Genomic DNA, 24,749 nt, shown 5'->3' with positions numbered 1-24,749 from the left:
CACCAGCCGGGTGTAGCACCTCAGCCCGCCGTCTCCCCGCCCTTCCGGGTGGGCGAGGCGGCGGGTTCTCGCGTTCCGGCGGCGTCCCGGGCCGGCCGCACCGACCCGCGCGGTCCGGGCAGGGCCTCCAGCGACCGCCCCCGGCCCCGGCCCAGCGCCCGCGCCACCCCGGCCTCCCGGCCCAGCCGCGCCCCCTGCCGTACGCACTCCTCGTACCGCTCGTCGCCCAGCCGGTCCCGGGCCTTCGTCTCGCACAGTTCGTGCGGGGCGTTGTAGTACGCCGAGCCGAACAGCGGCAGCCCCACCGAGGGCCACATGCCGGCCGCCGCGCCCTGCAGCACCGCGGCCTCCGCCGCGTCGCCCTCGGCGACCGTGACCAGGGCCAGCAGCTCCACCGCCAGCACCGAACCGAGCAGGTCACGGAAGGCATGGGCACCGGCAAGACACTCCGTGAGCAGCTCCCGGGCCCCCGCGAGATCACCGTCCCGGAAGGCGGCGTACCCGAGGACGTACAGGGCGTACGAGCGCGTCCACCGCTCCCCGTGGTCCTCGCACACCTGCCGGACGTCCTCGCAGAGCGTCACCGCGCCCGGCAGATCGCCCTGGAACGCCCGCGCCATGGCCAGTTCGACCTGTCCCATCAGGACGTTGCTGTTGAGCTCGCCGATCTCCTGGTACCGCTCCAGCGCCGAGCGCAGCAGCGTCTCCGCACGGGCCATGTCGTCCGTGACCAGGGCCAGACAGCCGGTGCGGTGCTCCGCGTAGGCGAGCGCCGTCGGGCTGGCGACCCGCTCCGCCCCCTCCCGGCACTCCTGGAGCGCCGCCAGCGCGGGCACCGCGTCGCCCTGGAGGATCGCGACATAGCCGAGCACCCACAGCGCCTTCAGCCGCGACTGCTCGTTGGCCGTCTGCTCGGCGTCCAGCTGAATGCTGCGCTCCAGCCAGCGCCGTCCCTCCGAGAGCCGGCCGCAGCCCGCCCAGTAGAACCACAGCGAGCCCGCCAGATACTGGCCCAGATGCGCTTCGTCCGGCTCGGTCAGGCAGTACTCCAGGGCGCGGCGCAGATTCGGCAGCTCCGCCTCGATTCTGGCGGCCACCTCCCGCTGCCGGGGCGAGAACCAGTCCAGCTCGCACCAGGTCGCCAGCCCCATGTACCAGTCGCGGTGGCGCCGCCGCAGCCGGGTCGCGTCGCCCATGGCCTCCAGCCAGTCGGCGCCGTACGCCCGCAGCGTGCCGAGCATCCGGTAGCGCACGCCCGTCGCGGTGTCCTCGCGGGCCACCACGGACTGGGCCAGCAGCTCGGACAGGACGTCGAGGACGTCGTCGGCGTCCAGGCCGTCGCCGCTGCACACGTACTCGACGGCCTCCAGGTCGAACGGGCCGGCGAACACCGACAGCCGCGCCCACAGCAGACGTTCCCCCGGCGTGCACAGCTCATGGCTCCAGCCGATCGCCGTGCGCAGCGTCTGGTGGCGCGCCGGGGCGTCCCGGGCACCGCCCGTCAGCAGCCGGAACCGGTCCTCGAACCGGTCGAGCAGCTGCCCGGGGGAGAGGGCCCGCAGCCGCCCCGCCGCCAGCTCGATCGCCAGCGGGATCCCGTCCAGACGCCGGCACAGCTCCCGTACGTCCTCGTCGCCGTCGACCGCCAGCCCCAGCTGGGCGGCGCGGTCGGCGAACAGTTCGACCGCCGCGTCCTCGTCCAGCGGAGCCAGCGGGAGCAGGCGCTCCCCCGCCACACCGAGCGGTCTGCGGCCGGTGGCGAGCACGGCCAGCCCCGGCGCGTGCCGCAGCAGATCGCTCACCAGCGCCGCACAGGGCTCCACCAGATGCTCGAACCCGTCGAGGAGCAGCAGGAGTTGACGGCCGCCGAGGTACGCGAGGAGGGTCTCCCGGGGCAGCCGTGTGGTGTGGTCGGTCAGACCCAGGGCCTCCACGACCGCGTAGGCGACGAACTCCGGGTCGCGCAGCGGCGTCAGGTCCACCCGCCACACCCCGTCGCGCCACCCGCCCTCGCCCGGTGTGCGCCGCGCCGCGGCGCAGGCCGCGAGCCGGGACTTGCCGACCCCGCCGGGCCCGGTCACCGTCACCAGTCGTGCCGCGTCGAGCGCTCCGGCCAGCGCGGCGAGTTCGTTCGTCCGCCCCACGAACCGGTCGGTCTCCAGAGGAAGGCTGCCGTGCGGGGTGCGGTCTTCGCGCTGTCGGTCTCGCATGATGCACGGAGCGTACTGACTCGTGTTCATTCCGTACAATCGCCGGACGCGAACACTGGCGGCGCGGGCGGTAATCCGGTACGGAGCCGCACGTCCGGCGCGATAGGCTCGGTGCACGACTTTTTCGATGTAGAGGCACGTTTCAGGGAGCGGGTGCGCAGTGTCCGGTGGAGAGGTGGCCGGGATCCTGGTGGCCGTCTTCTGGGCGATCCTGGTCTCCTTCCTCGCGGTGGCACTGGCGAGGCTGGCCCAGACGCTCAGGGCGACCACCAAGCTCGTGGCGGACGTGACCGAGCAGGCCGTCCCGCTGCTGGCCGACGCCTCCGCGGCGGTGCGCTCGGCGCAGACCCAGATCGACCGGGTCGACTCGATCGCGTCGGACGTCCAGGAGGTCACGTCGAACGCCTCGGCGCTGTCGACGACCGTAGCGTCCACCTTCGGCGGTCCCCTGGTGAAGGTCGCGGCCTTCGGCTACGGCGTACGCCGGGCCCTGGGCGCCCGCCGAGGCGACGACGTGCCCGCCAAGGCCCCCCGGCGTACCGTGATCGTGGGCCGCACCGTCCCGGCCTCGCGGCGGGAGAAGCGCAACGCCCGCGGAGAGAGGGACTGACCCAGCGATGTTCCGCCGTACCTTCTGGTTCACCACGGGCGTCGCCGCCGGTGTGTGGGCCACCACCAAGGTCAACCGCAAGCTGAAGCAGCTGACGCCCGAGAGCCTCGCCGCGACCGCGGCGAACAAGGCACTGGAGACGGGCCACCGCCTCAAGGACAGAGCGGTGGGCTTCGCGCTCGACGTCCGCGACAACATGGCCCGGCGGGAGGCCGAACTGGGTGAGGCCCTCGGGATCCACGCGGACCCCGAACTCCCCGCTCCCCGGCGCTTCGTCGCCATCGAGAACCGCAACAACCCGAAGTACGTCGAGAGGTCGACGTACTCGTACAACCGGAATGAGGACCACTGATGGAGTCGGCTGAGATCCGCCGCCGCTGGCTGAGCTTCTTCGAGGAGCGCGGGCACACCGTCGTCCCTTCGGCGTCGCTCATCGCGGACGACCCGACTCTGCTCCTGGTCCCGGCCGGCATGGTGCCCTTCAAGCCCTACTTCCTGGGCGAGGTCAAGCCGCCGTTCGCGCGCGCCACCAGCGTGCAGAAGTGTGTGCGCACGCCCGACATCGAAGAGGTCGGCAAGACCACCCGGCACGGCACGTTCTTCCAGATGTGCGGCAACTTCTCCTTCGGCGACTACTTCAAGGAAGGCGCCATCAAGCACGCCTGGGAGCTGCTCACCAGCCCCCAGGACAAGGGTGGTTACGGCCTGGAGCCGGAGAAGCTCTGGATCACCGTCTACAAGGACGACGACGAGGCCGAGCGCATCTGGCACGAGGTCGTCGGCGTGCCCAAGGAGCGCATCCAGCGCCTGGGCATGAAGGACAACTACTGGTCCATGGGCGTGCCCGGCCCGTGCGGCCCCTGCTCCGAGATCAACTACGACCGCGGCCCCGAGTTCGGCGTCGAGGGCGGCCCGGCCGTCAACGACGAGCGGTACGTGGAGATCTGGAACCTCGTCTTCATGCAGTTCGAGCGGGGCGAGGGCATCGGCAAGGACAACTTCGAGATCCTCGGGGACCTGCCGAGCAAGAACATCGACACGGGCCTCGGCCTGGAGCGCCTCGCCATGATTCTGCAGGGCGTGCAGAACATGTACGAGATCGACACCTCGATGGCCGTCATCGACAAGGCCACCGAACTGACCGGTGTCGCCTACGGCGCCGCCCACGAGTCCGACGTGTCCCTGCGCGTGGTCACCGACCACATGCGCACGTCCGTGATGCTCATCGGCGACGGTGTGACCCCCGGCAACGAGGGCCGCGGTTACGTCCTGCGCCGCATCATGCGCCGTGCCATCCGCAACATGCGTCTGCTCGGCGCCACGGGCCCGGTGGTCAAGGACCTCATCGACACCGTGATCGCGATGATGGGGCAGCAGTACCCGGAGCTGGTCACCGACCGCGAGCGCATCGAGACGGTCGCCCTCGCCGAGGAGACCCGCTTCCTCAAGACGCTGAACGCCGGCACCAACGTCCTGGACACCGCCGTCACCGAGACCAAGGCCTCCGGCGGCACCGTCCTGGCCGGCGACAAGGCGTTCCTGCTCCACGACACCTGGGGCTTCCCGATCGACCTCACCCTGGAGATGGCCGCCGAGCAGGGCCTGTCCGTGGACGAGGACGGCTTCCGCAGGCTGATGAAGGAGCAGCGGGAGCGCGCCAAGGCCGACGCCCAGGCCAAGAAGACCGGCCACGCCGGGGTCGGCGCCTACCGCGAGATCGCCGACAAGGCCGGCGCGACCGACTTCACCGGCTACACCGACACCGAGACGGAGTCGACGATCGTCGGCATCCTCGTCGACGGCGCCTCCTCCCCGGCCGCCAGCGAGGGCGACGAGGTCGAGATCGTCCTCGACCGCACCCCGTTCTACGCCGAGGGCGGCGGCCAGATCGGCGACACCGGCCGGATCAAGGTCGACACCGGTGCCGTCATCGAGATCCGTGACACCCAGAAGCCGGTCCCGGGCGTGTACGTGCACAAGGGCGTCGTCCAGGTCGGCGAGGTGACCCTCGGTGCCAAGGCCCACGCCTCGATCGACGGACGCCGCCGCAAGGCGATCGCCCGCGCCCACTCGGCCACGCACCTCACCCACCAGGCCCTGCGCGACGCCCTCGGCCCGACGGCCGCCCAGGCCGGTTCCGAGAACCAGCCCGGCCGCTTCCGCTTCGACTTCGGTTCCCCGGCCGCCGTCCCGACGGCCGTGATGACCGACGTCGAGCAGAAGATCAACGAGGTGCTCGCCCGGGACCTGGACGTGCACGCCGAGATCCTCAGCCTCGACGAGGCCAAGAAGCAGGGCGCCATCGCCGAGTTCGGCGAGAAGTACGGCGAGCGGGTCCGCGTCGTGACCATCGGCGACTTCTCCAAGGAGCTCTGCGGCGGCACGCACGTGCACAACACCGCCCAGCTCGGTCTGGTGAAGCTGCTCGGCGAGTCGTCGATCGGTTCCGGCGTCCGCCGGATCGAGGCCCTCGTCGGCGTGGACGCCTACAACTTCCTGGCCCGGGAGCACACGGTCGTCGCCCAGCTCCAGGAGCTGATCAAGGGCCGTCCGGAGGAGCTCCCGGAGAAGGTCTCCGCCATGCTCGGCAAGCTGAAGGACGCCGAGAAGGAGATCGAGAAGTTCCGCGCGGAGAAGGTCCTCCAGGCCGCCGCCGGTCTGGCCGAGTCGGCCCGGGACGTCCACGGTGTGGCCCTGGTCACCGGCCGGGTCCCGGACGGCACCACGGCCGACGACCTGCGCAGGCTGGTCCTCGACGTGCGCGGCCGCATCCAGGGCGGACGGGCCGCGGTGGTCGCCCTGTTCACCACGGTGGGCGGCAAGCCGCTGACGGTCATCGCCACCAACGAGGCCGCCCGCGAGCGTGGCCTCAAGGCCGGCGACCTGGTCCGTACGGCCGCCAAGACGCTCGGCGGTGGCGGTGGCGGCAAGCCGGACGTCGCCCAGGGCGGCGGCCAGAACCCGGCCGCCGTCGGCGAGGCCGTCGAGGCGGTCGAGCGACTGGTCGCCGAGACCGCGAAGTAAGAAGAGCAAGAAACGGTCGAGAAGATGAGAAGAGGACGTCGACTCGCGATCGACGTCGGGGACGCCCGTATCGGGGTCGCCTCGTGCGACCCCGACGGGATCCTCGCCACCCCGGTGGAGACCGTCCCCGGGCGGGACATCCCGGCGGCGCACCGTAGGCTGAGGCAACTCGTCGAGGAGTACGAACCCATCGAGGTCGTGGTCGGTCTGCCTCGCTCCCTCAAGGGGGGCGAGGGCCCGGCCGCGGCCAAGGTCCGCGGTTTCGCAGAGGAGCTCGCCCGGGGCGTCGCCCCGGTCGGGGTCCGCCTCGTCGACGAGCGGATGACGACGGTGACGGCCAGTCAGGGACTGAGGGCCTCGGGAGTGAAATCCAAGAAGGGCCGGTCGGTCATCGACCAGGCGGCTGCTGTCATCATTCTTCAGCAGGCGCTGGAATCCGAACGGGTGTCAGGCAATCCACCCGGTGAGGGCGTCGAAGTGGTCATCTGATCGCGATACGGTAACGTTCCGCGCGATGTGGTGGTCTTCGAACAGCCGCCGCACAGAAATGAGGCGGAACGTCCACCGGCCCTTGAAGCCGCGGGATCGCCGCCTCGCGGCTCTAGGGGATCGATGACTGAGTATGGCCGGGGCCAAGGCTCCGAACCGTGGCATCCGCAGGACCCGGCGTACGGGGACGGCGGATGGGAAGGGCAGCAGGCCCAGGCGGCCCATCAGTCTGCCTACGGCGGCCAGCCGCAGCACTATCCGCAGCCGCAGCAGCCGGGGTACGGCGACTGGGGGCAGGGCGGTCAGCAGGCCGCCTACGACGGTTCGCAGCAGTACGACCAGCAGGCCGCCCAGTACCAGCAGCAGTACGACCAGCAGCACTACGCCGACCACCACCAGCAGCAGTACCAGCAGGGCGGCTGGGACGGAACGGGCACGCACGCGCACGTCCCCTACGCGGCCGACCCGGGTGACCCCTACGGCCAGCAGGCCGCCGCGTACGGCGCCGAGCAGCCCGATCTCTACGGTACCCCCGAGGCGTATCCGCCGCCGGAGCCGCCGAGCCGGCGGCGCGCCGAACCGGAACCCAAGGTCGACTGGGACCCGGGTCCCGACGAGGGCGAACACGCCTTCTTCGCGGGCGGCGACGACGATGACGACGACGAGAGCGCCGACGAGCCGGACGGCCGGAGCGGCCGGGGCGACAAGCGGGGCAAGGGCGGCGCCGCGGGCAAGAAGCGCCGCAACGGCTGTGCGTGCCTGGTGGTGGCCCTGGTGTTCGGTGGCGGCCTCGCCGGTGTCAGCTATTTCGGCTACCAGTACTACCAAAATCGTTTCGGCGCGGCGCCCGACTACGCGGGCGACGGCACCGACGAGACGGTGACCGTCCAGATCCCCAAGGGGGCCGGCGGCTACGACATCGGCATCAGGCTGAAGGACGCCGGTGTCGTCAAGAGTGTCGACGCGTTCGTCTCCGCGCAGCAGCAGAATCCCCAGGGCACTTCGATCCAGGCCGGCGCGTACATCCTGCGGAAGGAGATGTCCGCGGCGAGCGCCGTCAAGATGATGCTCGACCCGAAGAGCCAGGCCAATCTCGTCGTCAAGCCCGGCGAGCGGAATGCGGCCGTCTACAAGGACATCGACGCCAAGCTGGGCCTTTCCGCCGGCTCCACCAAGAAGGTGGCCCTGAAGGAGTACAAGAACCTCGGACTGCCGAAGTGGGCGACCGGCGGTGCCGACGTCAAGGACCCGCTGGAGGGCTTCCTCTTCCCCGGCACCTATCCCGCGGCCAAGGGCATGAAGCCCGACGCGGTCCTGAAGCCGATGGTCGAGCAGGCGAACGAGGTGTACACGAGGTACGACCTCGTGAACAAGGCCAAGTCGTTCGACCTGGAGAACCCGTTCCAGCTCGTCACGGTCTCCAGCCTCGTCCAGGCGGAGGGCAAGACGCACGACGACTTCCGCAAGATGGCGGAGGTCATCTACAACCGCCTCAAGTCGACGAACACCGAGACCAACCAGAAGCTCCAGTTCGACTCGACCTTCAATTACCTGAAGGGCGAGAGCAAGATCAATATCAGCGAGTCCGAGATCAACAGCAACAAGGACCCGTACAACACCTATACGAACAGGGGTCTGCCGCCCGGTCCCATCGGAAACCCGGGCGAGGACGCGCTGAAGGCGGCGCTGAATCCGACCGACGACGGCTGGCTCTATTTCGTGGCGACCGACGGTCAGAACAACACCGAATTCGCGAAGACCTACGAGGAATTCCAGAAACTCAAGGAAAGGTTCAATGCCAGCAGCGGCAACTGAGGCGCGTCGGGCCGCCGTACTCGGTTCACCGATCGCCCACTCGCTCTCCCCGGTGCTGCACCGCGCCGCGTACGCCCGGCTGGGGCTCGACGGCTGGACGTACGAGCGGTTCGACGTGGACGAGGCGGGCCTGCCCGCGTTCTTCGCGGACCTCGGCCCGCAGTGGGCGGGGCTGTCGCTGACCATGCCGCTCAAGCGGGCCGTCATCCCGTTGCTCGACGGGATCAGCGGGACGGCGGCCGCGATCGAGGCCGTCAACACGGTGGTGTTCACCGAGGACGGCCGCCGGGTCGGCGACAACACCGACGTCCCCGGCATGGTCGCCGCGCTGCGCGAGCGGGGGATCGAGCAGGTCGACACCGCGGCCGTGCTCGGCGCGGGTGCCACCGCCTCCTCCGCGCTGGCCGCGCTGGCCCGGATCTGCACCGGTGAGGTCGTCGCCTACGTACGCAGCGAGGCGCGCGCCGCCGAGATGCGGCAGTGGGGCGAGCGGCTGGAGGTGGAGGTCCGCACCGCCGACTGGGCGGACGCGGCCGAGGCGCTGCGCTTCCCGCTCGTCGTCGCCACCACCCCGGCCGGTACGACGGACGCGCTGGCCGGCGCCGTGCCCGAGCGGCCCGCCACCCTCTTCGACGTCCTCTACGACCCCTGGCCCACCACCCTCGCGGCCCGCTGGTCGATGTACGGCGGCGCCGTCGTCGGCGGACTCGACCTGCTGGTCCACCAGGCGGTGCTCCAGGTCGAGCAGATGACCGGCCGCGCCCCGGCACCGCTGGAGGCCATGCGCAAGGCCGGCGAGCAGGCCCTGGCGGCCCGGTAGGATCCGCTCGGTTCCGCAGGGGGCGGAGCGCGACATCGGGGGAGTCAGGTACATGACCAGCGGATCGGCCGGGGTGCCACTGGCGTCCCTCAGGTGGGAGATCTTCAAGTTCGCCTTCCAGTTCGTGCCCGACTGGGCGCGGACGGCGATGCTCGTGCTGGCCGCGCTCGCCGTCGTTGGCTCGTGGCTCCTCAAGCTCAGGCGCAAAATCCGGTCCCGGCGTACTGGTGTGCCCGTGCACGCTCCGGCGCAGCCCGGACAGGGGCGCGGCGCGGACTACCTGGGCGCGTACGCCCCACCGCGGAACCAGCTCCCGCAGAACCCGGCGCCGGCCGGCCCCAGGGGTGCCGACTTCCTCGGTGCCCACGCTCAGGGGCAAGGGCAAGGGCAGGGGCAAGGGCAAGGGCAAGGGCAGGGAGGGACGGGCTGAGTCCGCGGCCCGCGCCGGGCTGTCCCGCCTGATGGACCGGCGGCCGGGTCCGCCTCGGGAACGTGGGAGGATCGGAGGTGGCGGGCCGGGGCCGCGCACCCGGTAGCGCCGTCGCCGTACGCGATGACGCGCGTATGCAGGGCAGTACCAGGGCGCGAGCACTGAGGAGCACCGTTGAGCAGGCTGCGTTGGCTGACCGCGGGGGAATCCCACGGTCCCGCACTCGTCGCGACGCTGGAGGGCCTTCCCGCCGGCGTGCCGATCACCACGGAGATGGTGGCGGATCATCTGGCGAGGCGGCGGCTGGGCTATGGGCGCGGCGCGCGGATGAAGTTCGAGCGGGACGAGGTCACGTTCCTCGGCGGCGTCCGGCACGGACTGACCATGGGCTCCCCGGTCGCGGTCATGGTCGGCAACACCGAATGGCCCAAGTGGGAGAAGGTCATGTCGGCCGACCCCGTGGACCCGGCGGAGCTCGCCGAACTCGCCCGCAACGCGCCGCTGACCCGGCCGCGGCCGGGCCACGCCGACCTGGCCGGCATGCAGAAGTACGGCTTCGACGAGGCCCGCCCGGTCCTGGAGCGCGCCTCCGCCCGGGAGACCGCGGCCCGCGTCGCGCTCGGCGCCGTCGCCCGGTCGTACCTCAAGGAGACGGCCGGGATCGAGATCGTCTCGCACGTGGTGGAACTGGCCGCCGCCAAGGCGCCCTACGGCGTCCTGCCGACCCCCGCCGACGTCGAGCGGCTGGACGCCGACCCGGTGCGCTGCCTGGACGCGGACGCGTCGAAGGCGATGGTCGCGGAGATCGACCAGGCCCACAAGGACGGCGACACCCTCGGCGGTGTGGTCGAGGTCCTCGCCTACGGCGTGCCCGTCGGCCTGGGCTCGCACGTGCACTGGGACCGCCGGCTGGACGCGCGCCTGGCCGCCGCCCTCATGGGTATCCAGGCGATCAAGGGCGTCGAGGTCGGCGACGGCTTCGACCTGGCCCGGGTGCCCGGCTCCAAGGCGCACGACGAGATCCTCACCACCGCCGACGGCATCCGGCGGGCCACCGGCCGTTCCGGCGGCACCGAGGGCGGTCTGACCACCGGCGAGCTGCTGCGGGTGCGGGCCGCGATGAAGCCCATCGCGACCGTGCCGCGGGCCCTTCAGACGGTGGACGTCGCCACCGGCGAGGCCGCCCAGGCGCACCACCAGCGCTCCGACGTGTGCGCGGTCCCCGCGGCCGGCATCGTCGCCGAGGCGATGGTCGCGCTGGTGCTGGCGGACGCGGTGGCGGAGAAGTTCGGCGGCGACAGCGTCACCGAGACCCGCCGCAACGTGCGGTCGTACCTCGACCACCTGCACATCCGATGAGCGGGCCGCTGGTCGTCCTGGTCGGCCCGATGGGCGTCGGCAAGTCCACCGTCGGGCAGCTCCTCGCCGAACGGCTGGGCGTCGCCTACCGGGACACCGACGACGACATCGTCGCCGAGCAGGGCCGCACGATCGCGGAGATCTTCGTCGACGAGGGCGAGAGCGCCTTCCGCGTGATCGAGAAGCAGTCCGTGCAGCGCGCACTGGCCGGCCACGACGGCGTGCTGGCGCTGGGCGGCGGCGCGGTGCTCGACGACGGCACGCGCGCCCTGCTGGCCGGGCACCGGGTGGTGTACCTCTCGATGGACGTCGAAGAGGCCGTCAAGCGCACCGGCCTCAACACGGCCCGCCCGCTGCTCGCCGTCAACCCGCGCAAGCAGTGGCGCGAGCTTATGGAGGCCCGCCGGCATCTGTACGAGGAGATCGCCACGGCCGTCGTGGCGACGGACGGCCGTACCCCCGAAGAGGTCACCCAGGCCGCCCTGGACGCACTGGAGTTGAAGGAAGCATGAGCGAGTCTGTGACGCGGATCCAGGTCGGCGGCAGCGCGGGATCCGCGCCGTACGAGGTCCTGGTCGGGCGTCAGCTGCTGGGCGAGCTCGGCGCGCTGATCGGCGACAGGGCCCAGCGGGTCGCGGTCATCCACCCCGAGGCGCTGGCCGAGACCGGGGACGCGCTCCGCGCCGACCTGGCCGAGCAGGGCTACGAGGCCGTCGCCATCCAGGTGCCCAACGCGGAGGAGGCCAAGACCGTCGAGGTCGCCGCCTACTGCTGGAAGGCGCTCGGCCAGTGCGGGTTCACCCGTACCGACGTCGTCGTGGGCGTCGGCGGCGGTGCCACCACGGACCTCGCCGGGTTCGTGGCCGCGACCTGGCTGCGCGGGGTGCGCTGGATCGCCGTACCGACCACCGTGCTCGCCATGGTGGACGCGGCCGTCGGCGGCAAGACCGGCATCAACACGGCCGAGGGCAAGAACCTCGTCGGCGCCTTCCACCCGCCGGCCGGGGTGCTGTGCGACCTGGCCGCGCTGGACTCCCTCCCGGTCAACGACTACGTCTCCGGCCTCGCCGAGATCATCAAGGCCGGCTTCATCGCCGACCCGGTGATCCTCGACCTGATCGAGTCCGACCCCGCCGCCGCCCGCACCCCCGCGGGCCCGCACACCGCCGAGCTCATCGAACGCTCCATCAGGGTCAAGGCCGACGTCGTGTCGTCCGACCTGAAGGAGTCGGGGCTGCGGGAGATCCTCAACTACGGTCACACGCTCGCGCACGCCATCGAGAAGAACGAGCGCTACAAGTGGCGCCACGGCGCCGCGGTTTCGGTCGGCATGCACTTCGCCGCCGAACTCGGCCGTCTGGCCGGCCGGCTCGACGACGCCACGGCGGACCGCCACCGCACGGTCCTGGAGTCCGTCGGTCTTCCGCTGCACTACCGCTACGACCAGTGGCCCAAGCTGCTGGAGGCCATGAAGGTCGACAAGAAGTCCCGGGGCAACCTGCTGCGCTTCATCGTGCTCGACGGACTGGCGAAGCCGACCGTGCTGGAGGGACCGGACCCGGCCGTCCTGCTCGCCGCGTACGGAGAAGTGGGCCAGTAAGTACCGCAACACCCGATCCGTCCGGGCCTCTTCGCACGCCAGGGCACTACGGACCGCCCCCGGCCGTTCACCAAAGGACAGCCTGGGGCGGTACCGTTCAGTAGCGAACGGGGTATGCACCCCTTGCCCTCGCCCATTGCCTGTACGAGACGGAGTGGCACCGGATGCAGCACGCAGTGGGTTCTCCGCTGCCGCAGCCCCACCAGCCGGGGCACGGTCCGGCCGCCGGCTGGTCGCCGGCCGCACAACACCAGGGACCGCACCACCAGGGTGCGCACCAGGGGCCCGCCCCGGTGCCGCCCCCCGCGGCGCCCGGATACATCGGACCACCGGCGCCGGGGCCGGTCCCGCCCGTGCCGCCGGTGCCACCGCCGGCCGCGCCGTACGCGGTCTCGCAGCACCTTCAGACGCCGGTTCCGGCCCCTGACTCCACCGGTCATGTCCCGTTGCCGCCCGGCGGTCCCGTCGCCATGCCGGCCCCGCCGCCCGCCGCCGCGGCCGCTCCCGACCCGTCGGCCACCACCCTCGCGGTGCTGCTCATCGGCCCCGCGGGAGCCGGCAAGACCAGCGTCGCCAAGTACTGGGCGGACCACCGCCGTGTGCCCACCGCGCACATCAGTCTCGACGACGTGCGCGAATGGGTGCGGGCGGGTTTCGCCGACCCGCAGTCCGGGTGGAACGACAACTCCGAGGCGCAGTACCGGCTGGCCCGCCGCACCTGCGGGTTCGCCGCGCGCAACTTCCTGGCCAACGGCATCTCGTGCATTCTCGACGACGCCGTCTTCCCCGACCGCCCGGTCGTCGGGCTCGGCGGCTGGAAGCGGCACGTGGGGCCCGGCCTGCTGCCGGTCGTGCTGCTGCCCGGCCTGGACATCGTCCTGGAGCGCAACGCCGAGCGCCGCGGCAACCGCCGGCTGACCGACGAGGAGGTCGCCCGGATCCACGGCCGGATGGCCGGGTGGTACGGCTCGGGGCTGCCGATCATCGACAACTCGCAGCTGGACGTACCCGCGACGGCACGCGTCCTGGACGACGTACTGGCCCGCTCGATCGCGAGCCCGCCGCAGTGGTAGCCGGCCGGGCCGCCGGGGCGTTGCGGGGTCTCGGGCGATAGGTCCCCCGAACGGAGTCCGCCCACACGGCCCTCTCGAACGGCGGGATCCGGCCACCGCTCGTAGGCTCGGCTCATGTCAGAGGTGTACGCGGCCCGCCGGACGCGGCTACGAGAGCGCTGCAACGCGGGCGGCAGCGCGGCGGCGCTCGTCTCCCGGGCCGCCAATGTGCGCTATCTCGCGGGCGCCGCCCCGCGGGAGGCAGTCCTGCTCCTGGGAAAGCGCGAGGACCTGCTGGTCTGTGCCGCCCCGCCGGACGAGCGGCCCGCCGAGGGCCGCCCGGACGAGGCGCTGCGCGTCCATGTCCTGTCCGGACCCGGCGGTGATCCGGCGGTCGCGGCCGCCGATCTCGTCGCGGGCCAGGGCGCCGACTCCGTGGCCGTCGAGGAGCACCACCTCACCGTGGCCCGGCACCGCGCCATCGGCTCGGTCGCCCCCGGGCTGCGCCTGGCCGACCTCGGCGGCGCGGTCGAGCAGCTGCGGGTGGTCAAGGACGAGGAGGAGATCTCCTGTCTGCGGATCGGGGCGGAGATCGCCGACCAGGCCCTCGGCGAGCTGCTGGAGTCCATCCTGGTCGGGCGGACCGAGCGTCACCTCGCCCTGGAGCTGGAGCGGCGCCTGGTCGACCACGGGGCCGACGGTCCCGCCTTCGCGACCTCCGTCGCCACCGGCCCGAACTCCGGGATGCGCGGCCACGCGCCCACCGACCGCAGGGTCGAGGAGGGCGACTTCCTCTCGGTCTGTCTCGGCGCGACCTACCACGGCTACCGCTGCGAGATCGGCCGTACCTTCGTCATCGGCACCTCGCCCGCCGACTGGCAGATCGAGCTCTACGACCTGGTCTTCGCTGCCCAGCGCGCCGCGCGCGAGTCCCTGACGCCCGGTGCGGCCTATCGCGACGTGGACAGTGCCGCACGTCACGTACTGGGCTCCGCGGGGTACCGCGAGGGCCTTTCACCGCTCACCGGGCACGGCGTGGGACTCGAAATCGACGAGGACCCGCAGCTGGCTCCCGCAGCCATGGGTAAACTGGACGCTTGCGTGCCGGTCACCGTCGAACCGGGGGTTCACCTCCCGGGCCGGGGCGGCGTCCGGATCGATGACACGCTCGTCGTACGCCCTGAGGCGGACGGCGGACCCGAGCTACTCACCATCACGACCAAGGAGCTGCTCGCCCTGTAGGCAGGTGCGTGCGCCGGGGTCGTCCACGTCAGTCCAGGAGATTCCGCAACCGTGGCTTCCACGAACGACCTCAAGAACGGCCTGGTGCTCAAGCTCGAAGGCGGCCAGCTCTGGTCCGTCGTCGAGTTCCAGCACGTCAAGCCCGGCAAGGGCCCTGCCTTCGTGCGCACCAAGCTGAAGAACGTGCTTTCCGGCAAGGTCGTCGACAAGACGTTCAACGCCGGTGTCAAGGTCGAGACGGCCACTGTCGACAAGCGCGACATGCAGTTCTCGTACATGGACGGCGAGTACTTCGTCTTCATGGACATGGACACGTACGACCAGCTGATGATCGACCGCAAGACGGTCGGCGACGCGGCCAACTTCCTCATCGAGGGCTTCACGGCCGTCGTCGCCCAGCACGAGGGCGAGGTGCTCTTCGTCGAGCTGCCCGCCGCCGTCGAGCTGGTCATCCAGGAGACCGAGCCGGGTGTCCAGGGCGACCGCTCCACCGGCGGCACCAAGCCCGCCACGCTGGAGACCGGCCACCAGATCCAGGTCCCGCTCTTCATCACCACCGGTGAGAAGATCAAGGTCGACACCCGCACGAGCGACTACCTCGGCCGGGTGAACAGCTAACCGTGGCTGCCCGCAACACGGCCCGCAAGCGCGCCTTCCAGATCCTCTTCGAGGGTGACCAGCGTGGCGCGGACGTCCTGACGGTCCTCGCGGACTGGATCCGGCTCTCCCGGACCGACGACCGGCAGCCGCCGGTGAGCGAGTACACGATGCAACTGGTCGAGGGGTACGCGCAGCACGCGCGGCGCATCGACGAGCTGATCGCGCAGTACTCGGTCGGCTGGACGCTCGACCGGATGCCGGTCGTCGACCGCAACCTCCTGCGTCTCGGAGCCTACGAGCTGATCTGGGTCGACGAGACCCCGGACGCCGTGGTGCTGGACGAGATGGTGCAGCTGGCGAAGGAGTTCTCCACGGACGAGTCGCCCTCGTTCGTCAACGGCCTGCTCGGCCGTCTGAAGGAGCTCAAGCCTTCGCTGCGTCGCGACGAGGCATAAGCGGTAACGGAAGACGGGGGAGACCCCCTGCATGCCGGAGGGCCCGCAGCGTCATGCTGCGGGCCCTCCGGCATGCAGGGGGTTCCTGTGGGACCCATGAGGTCCCTGAGGCCCGTAGAAGGCCGCAGGGGTGGCCGGAACGGTGAAGTTCCGGCCACCCCGGCGGCACGTTTCTGCTGAGACGGTGCTTGCTCAGTTGTCCTCGTGGGCGACCGCGCGGCGCGCGTCCGCGTCCAGGACACCCCAGTTGATCAGCTGCTCGGTGAGCACCGAGGGCGACTGGTCGTAGATGACGGCGAGGGTGCGCAGGTCGTCCTGGCGGATCGAGAGGACCTTGCCGTTGTAGTCACCGCGCTGCGACTGGATCGTGGCCGCGTACCGCTGGAGCGGGCCGGCCTTCTCGACCGGCACGTGGGCGAGGCGCTCCAGGTCGAGCACCAGCTTCGGCGGCGGCTCGGCGGCGCCGCCAGGGGTGGTGCCCGGAAGCAGCTCCTGTACGGGAACGCCGTAGAAATCCGCCAGTTCGGCAAGACGCTGTACGGTCACGGCACGGTCACCGCGCTCGTACGAACCGACCACGACCGCCTTCCAGCGTCCCTGGGACTTCTCCTCGACACCGTGGAGGGAAAGGCCCTGCTGGGTGCGGATGGCCCGGAGCTTGGCCCCGAGCTGTTTGGCGTATTCGCTGGACATATGGCTCCCCGGCACTGGGTCGACGCGGCTGGCGTTGATTCCCGCCACGCAGTTGGTAACTCACTGTGAGGTTACGCAGCGTGATTCTCCTGCGTCAAGCCGAATGGTCCACACCGACGCTTCGGGGAAGGCGGCGATCGATTGCGCCAAGGGGGTGATCAGGACGGTCGCGTCGGCCTGCTAACGTGGATGGCGCAATCCCGACGTCCTTTAAGGTCCGTCCCGTGAGGCGGAGAAGGAGGTCCGTTTCGTATGGACACATCATTGCCCGATGCACGGCCCGTTCTCGAGGGCCCGGACATCGCGCGGGTACTGACCCGCATCGCCCACGAGATCGTCGAACGTGCCAAGGGCGCCGACGACGTGGTGCTCCTCGGGATCCCGACCCGGGGCGTCTTCCTCGCCCGGCGGCTCGCCGACAAGCTGGCGGAGATCACCGACCGCAAGATCCCGGTCGGCTCGCTCGACATCACGATGTACCGCGACGACCTGCGTATGCACCCACCGCGTGCGCTGGCCCGCACCGAGATCCCCGGTGACGGGATCGACGGCCGCCTCGTCGTCCTGGTCGACGACGTGCTCTTCTCCGGCCGCACGATCCGCGCCGCCCTCGACGCCCTGAACGACATCGGGCGCCCCCGCGCGGTCCAGCTCGCGGTCCTCGTCGACCGCGGCCACCGCGAGCTGCCCATCCGCGCCGACTACGTCGGCAAGAACCTCCCCACGTCGCTGCGGGAGACGGTCAAGGTCCAGCTCGCCGAGGAGGACGGTCGCGACACCGTGCTGCTCGGCGCGAAGCGGACCGTCCCGGGCGAGCAGTAGTCACACGGGGGGCGTACGTCACCGACGTACGTCCTGCCCGTGTGCCCGCGCACGCCCGCCGCGCCGCTCCGGGGGACACCCCCGGACCCGCCTCCCCGCCTGAACTGCCTTACGGAGCCTGAAAGATGCAGCGTCATCTCATCTCGGCCGCCGACCTCACCCGCGACGACGCCGTCCTGATCCTCGACACCGCCGAGGAGATGGCCCGGGTGGCCGACCGGCCGATCAAGAAGCTGCCGACCCTGCGCGGCCGCACGATCGTCAACCTCTTCTTCGAGGACTCGACCCGCACCCGGATCTCGTTCGAGGCCGCCGAGAAGCGTCTCTCGGCGGACGTCATCAACTTCACCGCCAAGGGGTCGAGCGTCTCCAAGGGCGAGTCCCTGAAGGACACCGCGCAGACCCTGGAGGCCATGGGCGTCGACGCCGTGGTCATCCGGCACGGCGCCTCCGGCGCCCCCTACCGTCTGGCCACCTCCGGCTGGATCGACGCCGCCGTGATCAACGCGGGCGACGGCACCCACCAGCACCCCACGCAGGCCCTGCTGGACGCGTTCACCATGCGCCGCCGGCTCGTCGGCCGCGACGCCGGCCTCGGCCAGGACCTGGCCGGCAAGCGGATCACCATCGTCGGCGACGTGCTGCACAGCCGGGTCGCCCGCTCCAACGTCGACCTGCTGCACACCCTCGGCGCCGAGGTCACCCTGGTCGCCCCGCCCACCCTGGTGCCGGTCGGCGTGGAGACCTGGCCCTGCGAGGTCGCCTACGACCTCGACAGCACGCTGCCCAAGTCCGACGCCGTGATGATGCTGCGCGTCCAGCGCGAGCGCATGCACGCCGCCTTCTTCCCGACCGAGCGCGAGTACTCGCGGCGCTACGGCCTGGACGGTGACCGCATGGCGAAGATGCCCGAGCACGCGATCGTGATGCACCCCGGCCCGATGGTCCGCGGCATGGAGATCACCGCCGAGGTCGCCGACTCCGAGCGCTGCACGGTCGTCGAGCAGGTCGCCAACGGCGTCTCCATCCGCATGGCGGTCCTCTACCTGCTGCTCGGCGGCAACGAGCCCGCCGGCACCCAAGCCCGCACCACCGAGGAGAAGTAAGACGATGAGCAAGATCCTGATCCGTGGTGCGAAGGTGCTCGGCGGCGAGCCCCAGGACGTGCTGATCGACGGCGCGACGATCGCCGCCGTCGGCACCGGACTCGACGCCGAGGGCGCCGAGGTCGTCGAGGCCGACGGCAAGGTGCTGCTGCCGGGCCTGGTCGACCTGCACACCCATCTGCGCGAGCCGGGCCGCGAGGACTCCGAGACCGTGCTGACCGGCACCCGCGCCGCCGCCTCCGGCGGCTACACGGCCGTGTTCGCCATGGCCAACACCTTCCCGGTCGCCGACACCGCAGGCGTGGTCGAGCAGGTCTACCGGCTCGGCCAGGAGCACGGCTACTGCGACGTGCAGCCGATCGGCGCCGTCACCGTCGGCCTGGAGGGCAAGAAGCTCGCCGAGCTCGGCGCCATGCACGAGTCCGCCGCCGGCGTCACCGTCTTCTCCGACGACGGCAAGTGCGTCGACGACGCCGTGATCATGCGCCGGGCGCTGGAGTACGTGAAGGCCTTCGGCGGCGTGGTCGCCCAGCACGCGCAGGAGCCGCGACTGACCGAGGGCGCCCAGATGAACGAGGGCGTCGTCTCCGCCGAACTCGGCCTGGGCGGCTGGCCCGCGGTGGCCGAGGAGTCGATCATCGCCCGGGACGTCCTGCTGGCCGAGCACGTCGGCTCCCGCGTCCACATCTGCCACCTGTCGACCGCCGGCTCCGTCGAGATCGTCCGCTGGGCCAAGTCCCGCGGCATCGACGTCACCGCCGAGGTCACCCCGCACCACCTGCTCCTCACCGACGAGCTGGTGCGCTCGTACAACCCGGTCTACAAGGTCAACCCGCCCCTGCGCACCGAGCGGGACGTCATGGCGCTGCGCGAAGCGCTCGCCGACGGCACGATCGACATCGTCGCCACCGACCACGCCCCGCACCCGCACGAGGACAAGGACTGCGAGTGGGCCGCGGCCGCCATGGGCATGGTCGGCCTGGAGACCGCGCTGTCGGTGGTCCAGGAGACGATGGTCGACACCGGGCTGCTCGACTGGGCGGGCGTCGCCGACCGGATGTCGGTCAGGCCGGCGCAGATCGGACAGGCCTCCGGCCATGGACGACCTGTCTCGGCAGGTGAGCCCGCGAACCTCGTCCTGGTGGACACGCAATACCGTGGACCGGTGGACCCCGCGCGCTTCGCCTCGCGCAGCCGCAACACCCCCTACGAGGGCCGCGAGCTGCCGGGCCGTGTGACGCACACCTGGCTGCGGGGCAAGGCCACCCTCGTCGACGGGAAGCTCACGTGACACCTGTAATCCTGCTGGCCGCCGAGAAGAAATCGGCCGAGGTCACCGACTGGGCCGCCCGCATCGGCTGGCTCGTCGGACTCGCCCTCTTCGTCGCGCTCGTCTACTGGCTGATGCGCGAGGGCTGGAAGTGGCGCGGCACCCTCCAGGGCGACCTGCCCGAGCTGCCCACCGCGCCGGAAGAGCCCGGTCCGGTGAGACTGGGCATGAGCGGCCGCTACCACGGCTCCACCACCGCCGGGCAGTGGCTGGACCGCATCGTGGCGCGCGGCCTGGGCACCCGCAGCCGGGCCGAGCTCACGCTGACCGACGCGGGCCTGGACGTCGTACGCCCCGGCGCGGACGACTTCTTCGTCCCGCGCCAGGCACTGCGCGAGGCCCGGCTGGACAAGGGCATCGCGGGCAAGGTGCTCACCGAGGGCGGCCTGCTGGTCGTGACCTGGGCCCACGGCGACCGGCTGATCGACTCCGGCTTCCGCTCCGACCGGGCGGCCGAGCACAACGAGTGGGTCGACGCCATCAACGCGATGATCGAAAAGACGGAAACAACGGAAGGCGCACGATGACCACCTCCACCAGGGGAGCCGCCAGGACTCCCGCCGTACTCGTCCTGGAGGACGGCCGGGTCTTTCGCGGCCGCGCCTACGGGGCCGTGGGGGAGACCTTCGGCGAGGCGGTGTTCTCCACCGGCATGACCGGCTACCAGGAGACCCTCACCGACCCGTCGTACGACCGGCAGATCGTCGTCGCCACCGCCCCGCAGATCGGCAACACCGGCTGGAACGACGAGGACGACGAGTCCAGCCGCATCTGGGTCTCCGGCTACGTCGTCCGCGACCCCGCCCGCGTGCCCTCCAACTGGCGCGCCAGCCGCTCCCTCGACGAGGAACTCGTCAACCAGGGCGTCGTCGGCATCTCCGGCATCGACACCCGCGCCCTGACCCGCCATCTGCGCGAGGGCGGCTCCATGCGGGCCGGCATTTTCTCCGGCGACGCGATCGCACCCCACGCCGAGCTCCTCGCGCGCGTGCAGGCCCAGCCGCACATGAAGGGCGCGAGCCTGTACGAGGAGGTCGCCACCAAGGAGGCCTACGTCGTCCCGGCGGTCGGCGAGAAGAAGTTCACCGTCGCCGCCATCGACCTCGGCATCAAGGGCATGACCCCGTACCGCATGGCCGAGCGCGGCATCGAGGTGCACGTGCTGCCCGCCACGGCGACCGAGGACGACATCTACGCCGTCGCCCCCGACGGCGTGTTCTTCTCCAACGGCCCCGGCGACCCGGCGACCGCCGACGGCCCCGTCGCGCTGATGACGGCCGTCCTGAAGCGGAAGACGCCGCTGTTCGGCATCTGCTTCGGCAACCAGATCCTCGGCCGCGCCCTCGGCTTCGGCACCTACAAGCTGAAGTACGGCCACCGCGGCATCAACCAGCCGGTCCAGGACCGTACGACCGGCAAGGTCGAGGTCACCGCGCACAACCACGGCTTCGCCGTGGACGCGCCGCTGGACCGGGTCACCGAGACGCCCTTCGGCCGCGTCGAGGTCTCCCACGTCTGCCTGAACGACGACGTGGTGGAGGGCCTGCAGCTGCTCGACCAGCCGGGCTTCTCCGTCCAGTACCACCCCGAAGCGGCAGCGGGACCCCACGACGCCGCCTACCTGTTCGACCGCTTCACGTCTTTGATGAGCACAGTCCCGATGGAGGGCCAGCGTGCCTAAGCGCACCGATATCCAGTCCGTCCTGGTCATCGGCTCCGGCCCGATCGTCATCGGCCAGGCAGCCGAGTTCGACTACTCCGGCACCCAGGCGTGCCGCATCCTGCGCGCCGAGGGCCTGCGCGTGGTCCTGGTCAACTCCAACCCGGCGACGATCATGACCGACCCGGAGATCGCCGACGCGACCTACGTCGAGCCGATCACCCCCGAGTTCGTCGAGAAGATCATCGCCAAGGAGCGCCCCGACGCGCTGCTGCCCACCCTGGGCGGCCAGACGGCCCTGAACACGGCGATCTCGCTGCACGAGAACGGCGTCCTGGAGAAGTACGGCGTCGAGCTGATCGGCGCCAACGTCGAGGCCATTCACAAGGGCGAGGACCGCGAGCAGTTCAAGACGGTCGTCGAAGAGGTCAACCGCAAGATCGGCCACGGCGAGTCCGCCCGCTCGGTGATCTGCCACACCATGGACGACGTCATCGCCGGCGTCGACACGCTCGGCGGCTACCCGGTCGTCGTCCGCCCCTCCTTCACCATGGGCGGCGCCGGCTCCGGCTTCGCGCACGACGAGGAGGAGCTGCGCCGCATCGCCGGCCAGGGCCTGACGCTCTCCCCGACCACCGAGGTGCTCCTGGAGGAGTCCATCCTCGGCTGGAAGGAGTACGAGCTGGAGCTGATGCGCGACAAGCACGACAACGTCGTCGTCGTGTGCTCCATCGAGAACTTCGACCCGATGGGCGTGCACACCGGTGACTCCATCACCGTGGCGCCCTCGATGACCCTCACCGACCGCGAGTACCAGATCCTGCGCGACATCGGCATCGCCGTGATCCGCGAGGTCGGCGTCGACACCGGCGGCTGCAACATCCAGTTCGCGGTGAACCCGGTCGACGGCCGCGTCATCGTCATCGAGATGAACCCGCGCGTGTCGCGGTCCTCGGCGCTCGCCTCCAAGGCGACCGGCTTCCCGATCGCCAAGATCGCCGCCAAGCTCGCCGTCGGCTACACCCTCGACGAGATCCCCAACGACATCACCCAGGAGACCCCGGCCTCCTTCGAGCCGACGCTCGACTACGTGGTCGTCAAGGCCCCGCGCTTCGCCTTCGAGAAGTTCCCCTCGGCCGACTCCACCCTCACCACCACCATGAAGTCGGTCGGCGAGGCCATGGCCATCGGCCGCAACTTCACCGAGGCCCTCCAGAAGGCGCTGCGCTCGCTGGAGAAGAAGGGCAGCCAGTTCACGTTCACCGGCGAGCCCGGAGACAAGGACGAGCTGCTGCGCGAGGCCGTACGGCCCACCGACGGCCGGATCAACACGGTCATGCAGGCCATCCGCGCGGGCGCCACGCCCGAGGAGGTCTTCGAGCACACGAAGATCGACCCCTGGTTCGTCGACCAGCTCTTCCTCATCAAGGAGACGGCCGACGAGCTCGCCGCGGCCGAGCGCCTGGACGTCGACCTGCTCGCCGAGGCCAAGCGGCACGGCTTCTCCGACCAGCAGATCGGCGAGATCCGCGGGCTGCGCGAGGACGTCGTGCGCGAGGTGCGGCACGCGCTGGGCATCCGCCCGGTGTACAAGACCGTCGACACCTGCGCCGCCGAGTTCGCGGCGAAGACGCCGTACTTCTACTCCTCCTACGACGAGGAGAGCGAGGTCGCGCCGCGCGAGAAGCCCGCGGTGATCATCCTGGGCTCCGGCCCGAACCGCATCGGCCAGGGCATCGAGTTCGACTACTCCTGCGTCCACGCCTCCTTCGCGCTGTCCGACGCCGGGTACGAGACCGTGATGGTCAACTGCAACCCGGAGACCGTCTCCACCGACTACGACACCTCCGACCGGCTGTACTTCGAGCCGCTCACCCTGGAGGACGTGCTGGAGATCGTGCACGCCGAGTCGCTGGCCGGCCCGATCGCGGGCGTCGTGGTCCAGCTCGGCGGCCAGACCCCGCTGGGCCTGGCGCAGGCCCTCAAGGACAACGGCGTGCCGGTCGTGGGCACCTCCCCCGAGGCCATCCACGCGGCCGAGGACCGGGGCGCCTTCGGGCGGGTGCTCGCCGAGGCCGGGCTGCCGGCCCCGAAGCACGGCACCGCCACCACCTTCGACGAGGCCAAGGCCATCGCGGACGAGATCGGCTACCCGGTCCTGGTGCGCCCGTCGTACGTCCTGGGCGGCCGCGGCATGGAGATCGTCTACGACGAGACCCGGCTGTCGTCCTACATCGCCGAGTCGACCGAGATCAGCCCCACCCGGCCGGTCCTGGTCGACCGCTTCCTCGACGACGCCATCGAGATCGACGTCGACGCCCTCTACGACGGCCACGAGCTCTACCTCGGCGGTGTCATGGAGCACATCGAGGAGGCCGGCATCCACTCCGGCGACTCGGCGTGCGCCCTGCCCCCGATCACCCTGGGCGGCTTCGACATCAAGCGTCTGCGCGCCTCCACCGAGGCCATCGCGCGCGGGGTGGGCGTCCGCGGCCTGATCAACATCCAGTTCGCGATGGCGGGCGACATCCTCTACGTCCTGGAGGCCAACCCGCGCGCCTCGCGCACCGTCCCCTTCACCTCGAAGGCGACCGCGGTGCCGCTGGCCAAGGCCGCCGCGCGGATCTCGCTGGGCGCCACCGTCGCCGAGCTGCGCGCCGAGGGGCTGCTGCCGGCCACCGGCGACGGCGGCGAGCTGCCGCTGGACGCGCCGATCTCCGTCAAGGAGGCCGTGATGCCCTGGAGCCGCTTCCGGGACACCTCCGGCCGCGGTGTGGACACCGTCCTCGGCCCCGAGATGCGCTCCACCGGCGAGGTCATGGGCATCGACTCCGTCTTCGGCACGGCGTACGCCAAGTCGCAGTCGGGCGCGTACGGGCCGCTGCCCACCAAGGGCCGCGCGTTCATCTCGGTCGCCAACCGCGACAAGCGTTCGATGATCTTCCCGGCGCGCGAGCTGGTCGCCCACGGCTTCGAGCTGCTCGCCACCTCCGGCACGGCCGAGGTCCTCAAGCGCAACGGCCTGAACGCCACGGTGGTGCGCAAGCAGTCCGAGGGCACCGGACCGAACGGCGAGCGCACCATCGTGCAGCTCATCCACGACGGCGAGGTCGACCTCATCGTCAACACCCCGTACGGCACCGGCGGCCGGCTCGACGGCTACGAGATCCGTACGGCCGCCGTCGCCCGGGCCGTGCCGTGCCTGACGACGGTCCAGGCGCTCGCCGCCGCCGTCCAGGGCATCGACGCGCTCAACCACGGCGACGTGGGCGTCCGCTCGCTCCAGGAACACGCGCAGCACCTGACCGCGGCGCGCGACTAGCAGCTCCGAGGGGGACACCGGAAACGGTGTCCCCCTCTTCATGACGGCCCCCAAGTCATGGCCCCCACGTCATGGCCCCATGTCATGAGGACCCCCGAGGACTCGAGGAC

21 protein-coding genes are annotated in these 24,749 nt (G+C 71.0%); 19 read left to right on the top strand and 2 right to left on the bottom strand.

The annotated features are described in order from the left end of the window. Nucleotides 1-20 precede the first annotated feature (20 nt). Entirely contained in the window at nt 21-2,210 is a 2,190-nt protein-coding gene (locus tag ACZ7OY_RS21845; RefSeq protein ID WP_471912886.1) for an ATP-binding protein, read from the bottom strand. Nucleotides 2,211-2,370: 160 nt separating this feature from the next. On the opposite strand from ACZ7OY_RS21845, the gene ACZ7OY_RS21840 reads away from it, so the two are divergent. The 13 genes from ACZ7OY_RS21840 (at nt 2,371) to nusB (ending at nt 15,706) form a co-directional block, all read left to right on the top strand. Continuing rightward, nucleotides 2,371-2,820: a DUF948 domain-containing protein gene (locus ACZ7OY_RS21840; protein WP_471912885.1), complete on the top strand. Its 450-nt coding sequence runs from the start codon at nt 2,371-2,373 to the stop codon at nt 2,818-2,820. A 7-nt stretch (nt 2,821-2,827) separates the two neighbouring features. Further along, nucleotides 2,828-3,172: a hypothetical protein gene (locus ACZ7OY_RS21835; RefSeq protein ID WP_385527278.1), complete on the top strand. Its 345-nt coding sequence runs from the start codon at nt 2,828-2,830 to the stop codon at nt 3,170-3,172. Further along, nucleotides 3,172-5,844: an alanine--tRNA ligase gene (gene alaS / locus ACZ7OY_RS21830; protein ID WP_471912884.1), complete on the top strand. Its 2,673-nt coding sequence runs from the start codon at nt 3,172-3,174 to the stop codon at nt 5,842-5,844. The genes ACZ7OY_RS21835 and alaS overlap by 1 nt, the downstream gene beginning before the upstream one ends. A 24-nt stretch (nt 5,845-5,868) precedes the next feature. Beyond that, nucleotides 5,869-6,333, top strand: coding sequence for a Holliday junction resolvase RuvX (ruvX, locus tag ACZ7OY_RS21825; RefSeq protein ID WP_152894630.1), 465 nt, complete (start codon nt 5,869-5,871; stop codon nt 6,331-6,333). Nucleotides 6,334-6,456: 123 nt separating this feature from the next. Then, the gene (gene mltG, locus ACZ7OY_RS21820) at nt 6,457-8,148 is read left to right on the top strand and encodes an endolytic transglycosylase MltG (protein ID WP_471912883.1); all 1,692 of its coding nucleotides are present in this window, start codon (nt 6,457-6,459) and stop codon (nt 8,146-8,148) included. Then, complete coding sequence (locus ACZ7OY_RS21815; protein ID WP_471912882.1) at nt 8,129-8,968, top strand: shikimate dehydrogenase; 840 nt, start codon at nt 8,129-8,131, stop codon at nt 8,966-8,968. Before mltG ends, ACZ7OY_RS21815 begins: the two co-directional genes overlap by 20 nt. A 604-nt stretch (nt 8,969-9,572) precedes the next feature. Next, the gene (aroC, locus tag ACZ7OY_RS21810) at nt 9,573-10,757 is read left to right on the top strand and encodes a chorismate synthase (RefSeq protein ID WP_471912881.1); all 1,185 of its coding nucleotides are present in this window, start codon (nt 9,573-9,575) and stop codon (nt 10,755-10,757) included. After that, complete coding sequence (locus ACZ7OY_RS21805; RefSeq protein ID WP_384724316.1) at nt 10,754-11,269, top strand: shikimate kinase; 516 nt, start codon at nt 10,754-10,756, stop codon at nt 11,267-11,269. Before aroC ends, ACZ7OY_RS21805 begins: the two co-directional genes overlap by 4 nt. Continuing rightward, nucleotides 11,266-12,357: a 3-dehydroquinate synthase gene (aroB, locus tag ACZ7OY_RS21800; protein ID WP_471912880.1), complete on the top strand. Its 1,092-nt coding sequence runs from the start codon at nt 11,266-11,268 to the stop codon at nt 12,355-12,357. The genes ACZ7OY_RS21805 and aroB overlap by 4 nt, the downstream gene beginning before the upstream one ends. 164 nt (nt 12,358-12,521) lie before the next feature. Continuing rightward, nucleotides 12,522-13,430 carry a Pro-rich N-terminal domain-containing protein gene (locus tag ACZ7OY_RS21795; RefSeq protein ID WP_471912879.1) on the top strand — a complete coding sequence of 303 codons (909 nt, stop codon included), beginning with the start codon at nt 12,522-12,524 and terminating at the stop codon, nt 13,428-13,430. A gap of 114 nt (nt 13,431-13,544) precedes the next feature. After that, nucleotides 13,545-14,651: an aminopeptidase P family protein gene (locus ACZ7OY_RS21790; RefSeq protein ID WP_471912878.1), complete on the top strand. Its 1,107-nt coding sequence runs from the start codon at nt 13,545-13,547 to the stop codon at nt 14,649-14,651. A 51-nt stretch (nt 14,652-14,702) separates the two neighbouring features. After that, nucleotides 14,703-15,269 (top strand): elongation factor P, encoded by a 567-nt coding sequence (gene efp / locus ACZ7OY_RS21785; protein WP_162470102.1) that lies wholly within the window; start codon nt 14,703-14,705, stop codon nt 15,267-15,269. A 2-nt stretch (nt 15,270-15,271) separates the two neighbouring features. Continuing rightward, nucleotides 15,272-15,706, top strand: coding sequence for a transcription antitermination factor NusB (nusB, locus tag ACZ7OY_RS21780; RefSeq protein WP_351613823.1), 435 nt, complete (start codon nt 15,272-15,274; stop codon nt 15,704-15,706). A 192-nt stretch (nt 15,707-15,898) separates the two neighbouring features. Here the strand turns inward: nusB and bldD are convergent, their stop codons facing one another. Continuing rightward, on the bottom strand, nt 15,899-16,399 hold the full coding sequence (bldD, locus tag ACZ7OY_RS21775) for a transcriptional regulator BldD (protein WP_152893850.1): 501 nt from the start codon (nt 16,397-16,399) through the stop codon (nt 15,899-15,901). Nucleotides 16,400-16,651: 252 nt separating this feature from the next. Here bldD and pyrR point away from each other — a divergent pair, with 252 nt between their 5' ends. The 6 genes from pyrR to carB all read left to right on the top strand — a co-directional run bounded on the left by pyrR (nt 16,652) and on the right by carB (nt 24,639). Further along, the gene (gene pyrR / locus ACZ7OY_RS21770; protein WP_351605875.1) at nt 16,652-17,221 is read left to right on the top strand and encodes a bifunctional pyr operon transcriptional regulator/uracil phosphoribosyltransferase PyrR; all 570 of its coding nucleotides are present in this window, start codon (nt 16,652-16,654) and stop codon (nt 17,219-17,221) included. Nucleotides 17,222-17,346: 125 nt separating this feature from the next. After that, complete coding sequence (locus tag ACZ7OY_RS21765) at nt 17,347-18,327, top strand: aspartate carbamoyltransferase catalytic subunit (protein WP_471912877.1); 981 nt, start codon at nt 17,347-17,349, stop codon at nt 18,325-18,327. A 4-nt stretch (nt 18,328-18,331) separates the two neighbouring features. Beyond that, nucleotides 18,332-19,618 carry a dihydroorotase gene (locus ACZ7OY_RS21760; protein ID WP_471912876.1) on the top strand — a complete coding sequence of 429 codons (1,287 nt, stop codon included), beginning with the start codon at nt 18,332-18,334 and terminating at the stop codon, nt 19,616-19,618. Next, entirely contained in the window at nt 19,615-20,184 is a 570-nt protein-coding gene (locus tag ACZ7OY_RS21755; RefSeq protein ID WP_384730737.1) for a PH-like domain-containing protein, read from the top strand. The genes ACZ7OY_RS21760 and ACZ7OY_RS21755 overlap by 4 nt, the downstream gene beginning before the upstream one ends. Then, nucleotides 20,181-21,338 (top strand): glutamine-hydrolyzing carbamoyl-phosphate synthase small subunit, encoded by a 1,158-nt coding sequence (gene carA / locus ACZ7OY_RS21750; RefSeq protein ID WP_471912875.1) that lies wholly within the window; start codon nt 20,181-20,183, stop codon nt 21,336-21,338. Before ACZ7OY_RS21755 ends, carA begins: the two co-directional genes overlap by 4 nt. Next, nucleotides 21,331-24,639: a carbamoyl-phosphate synthase large subunit gene (gene carB / locus ACZ7OY_RS21745; RefSeq protein WP_471912874.1), complete on the top strand. Its 3,309-nt coding sequence runs from the start codon at nt 21,331-21,333 to the stop codon at nt 24,637-24,639. The genes carA and carB overlap by 8 nt, the downstream gene beginning before the upstream one ends. Nucleotides 24,640-24,749 lie beyond the last annotated feature (110 nt).

The sequence above is a fragment of the Streptomyces sp. NPDC107559 genome, assembly GCF_055657365.1.
The sequence above is the reverse complement of the archived record's forward strand: the minus strand, read 5'-3'. Positions and strand labels throughout refer to the sequence as shown.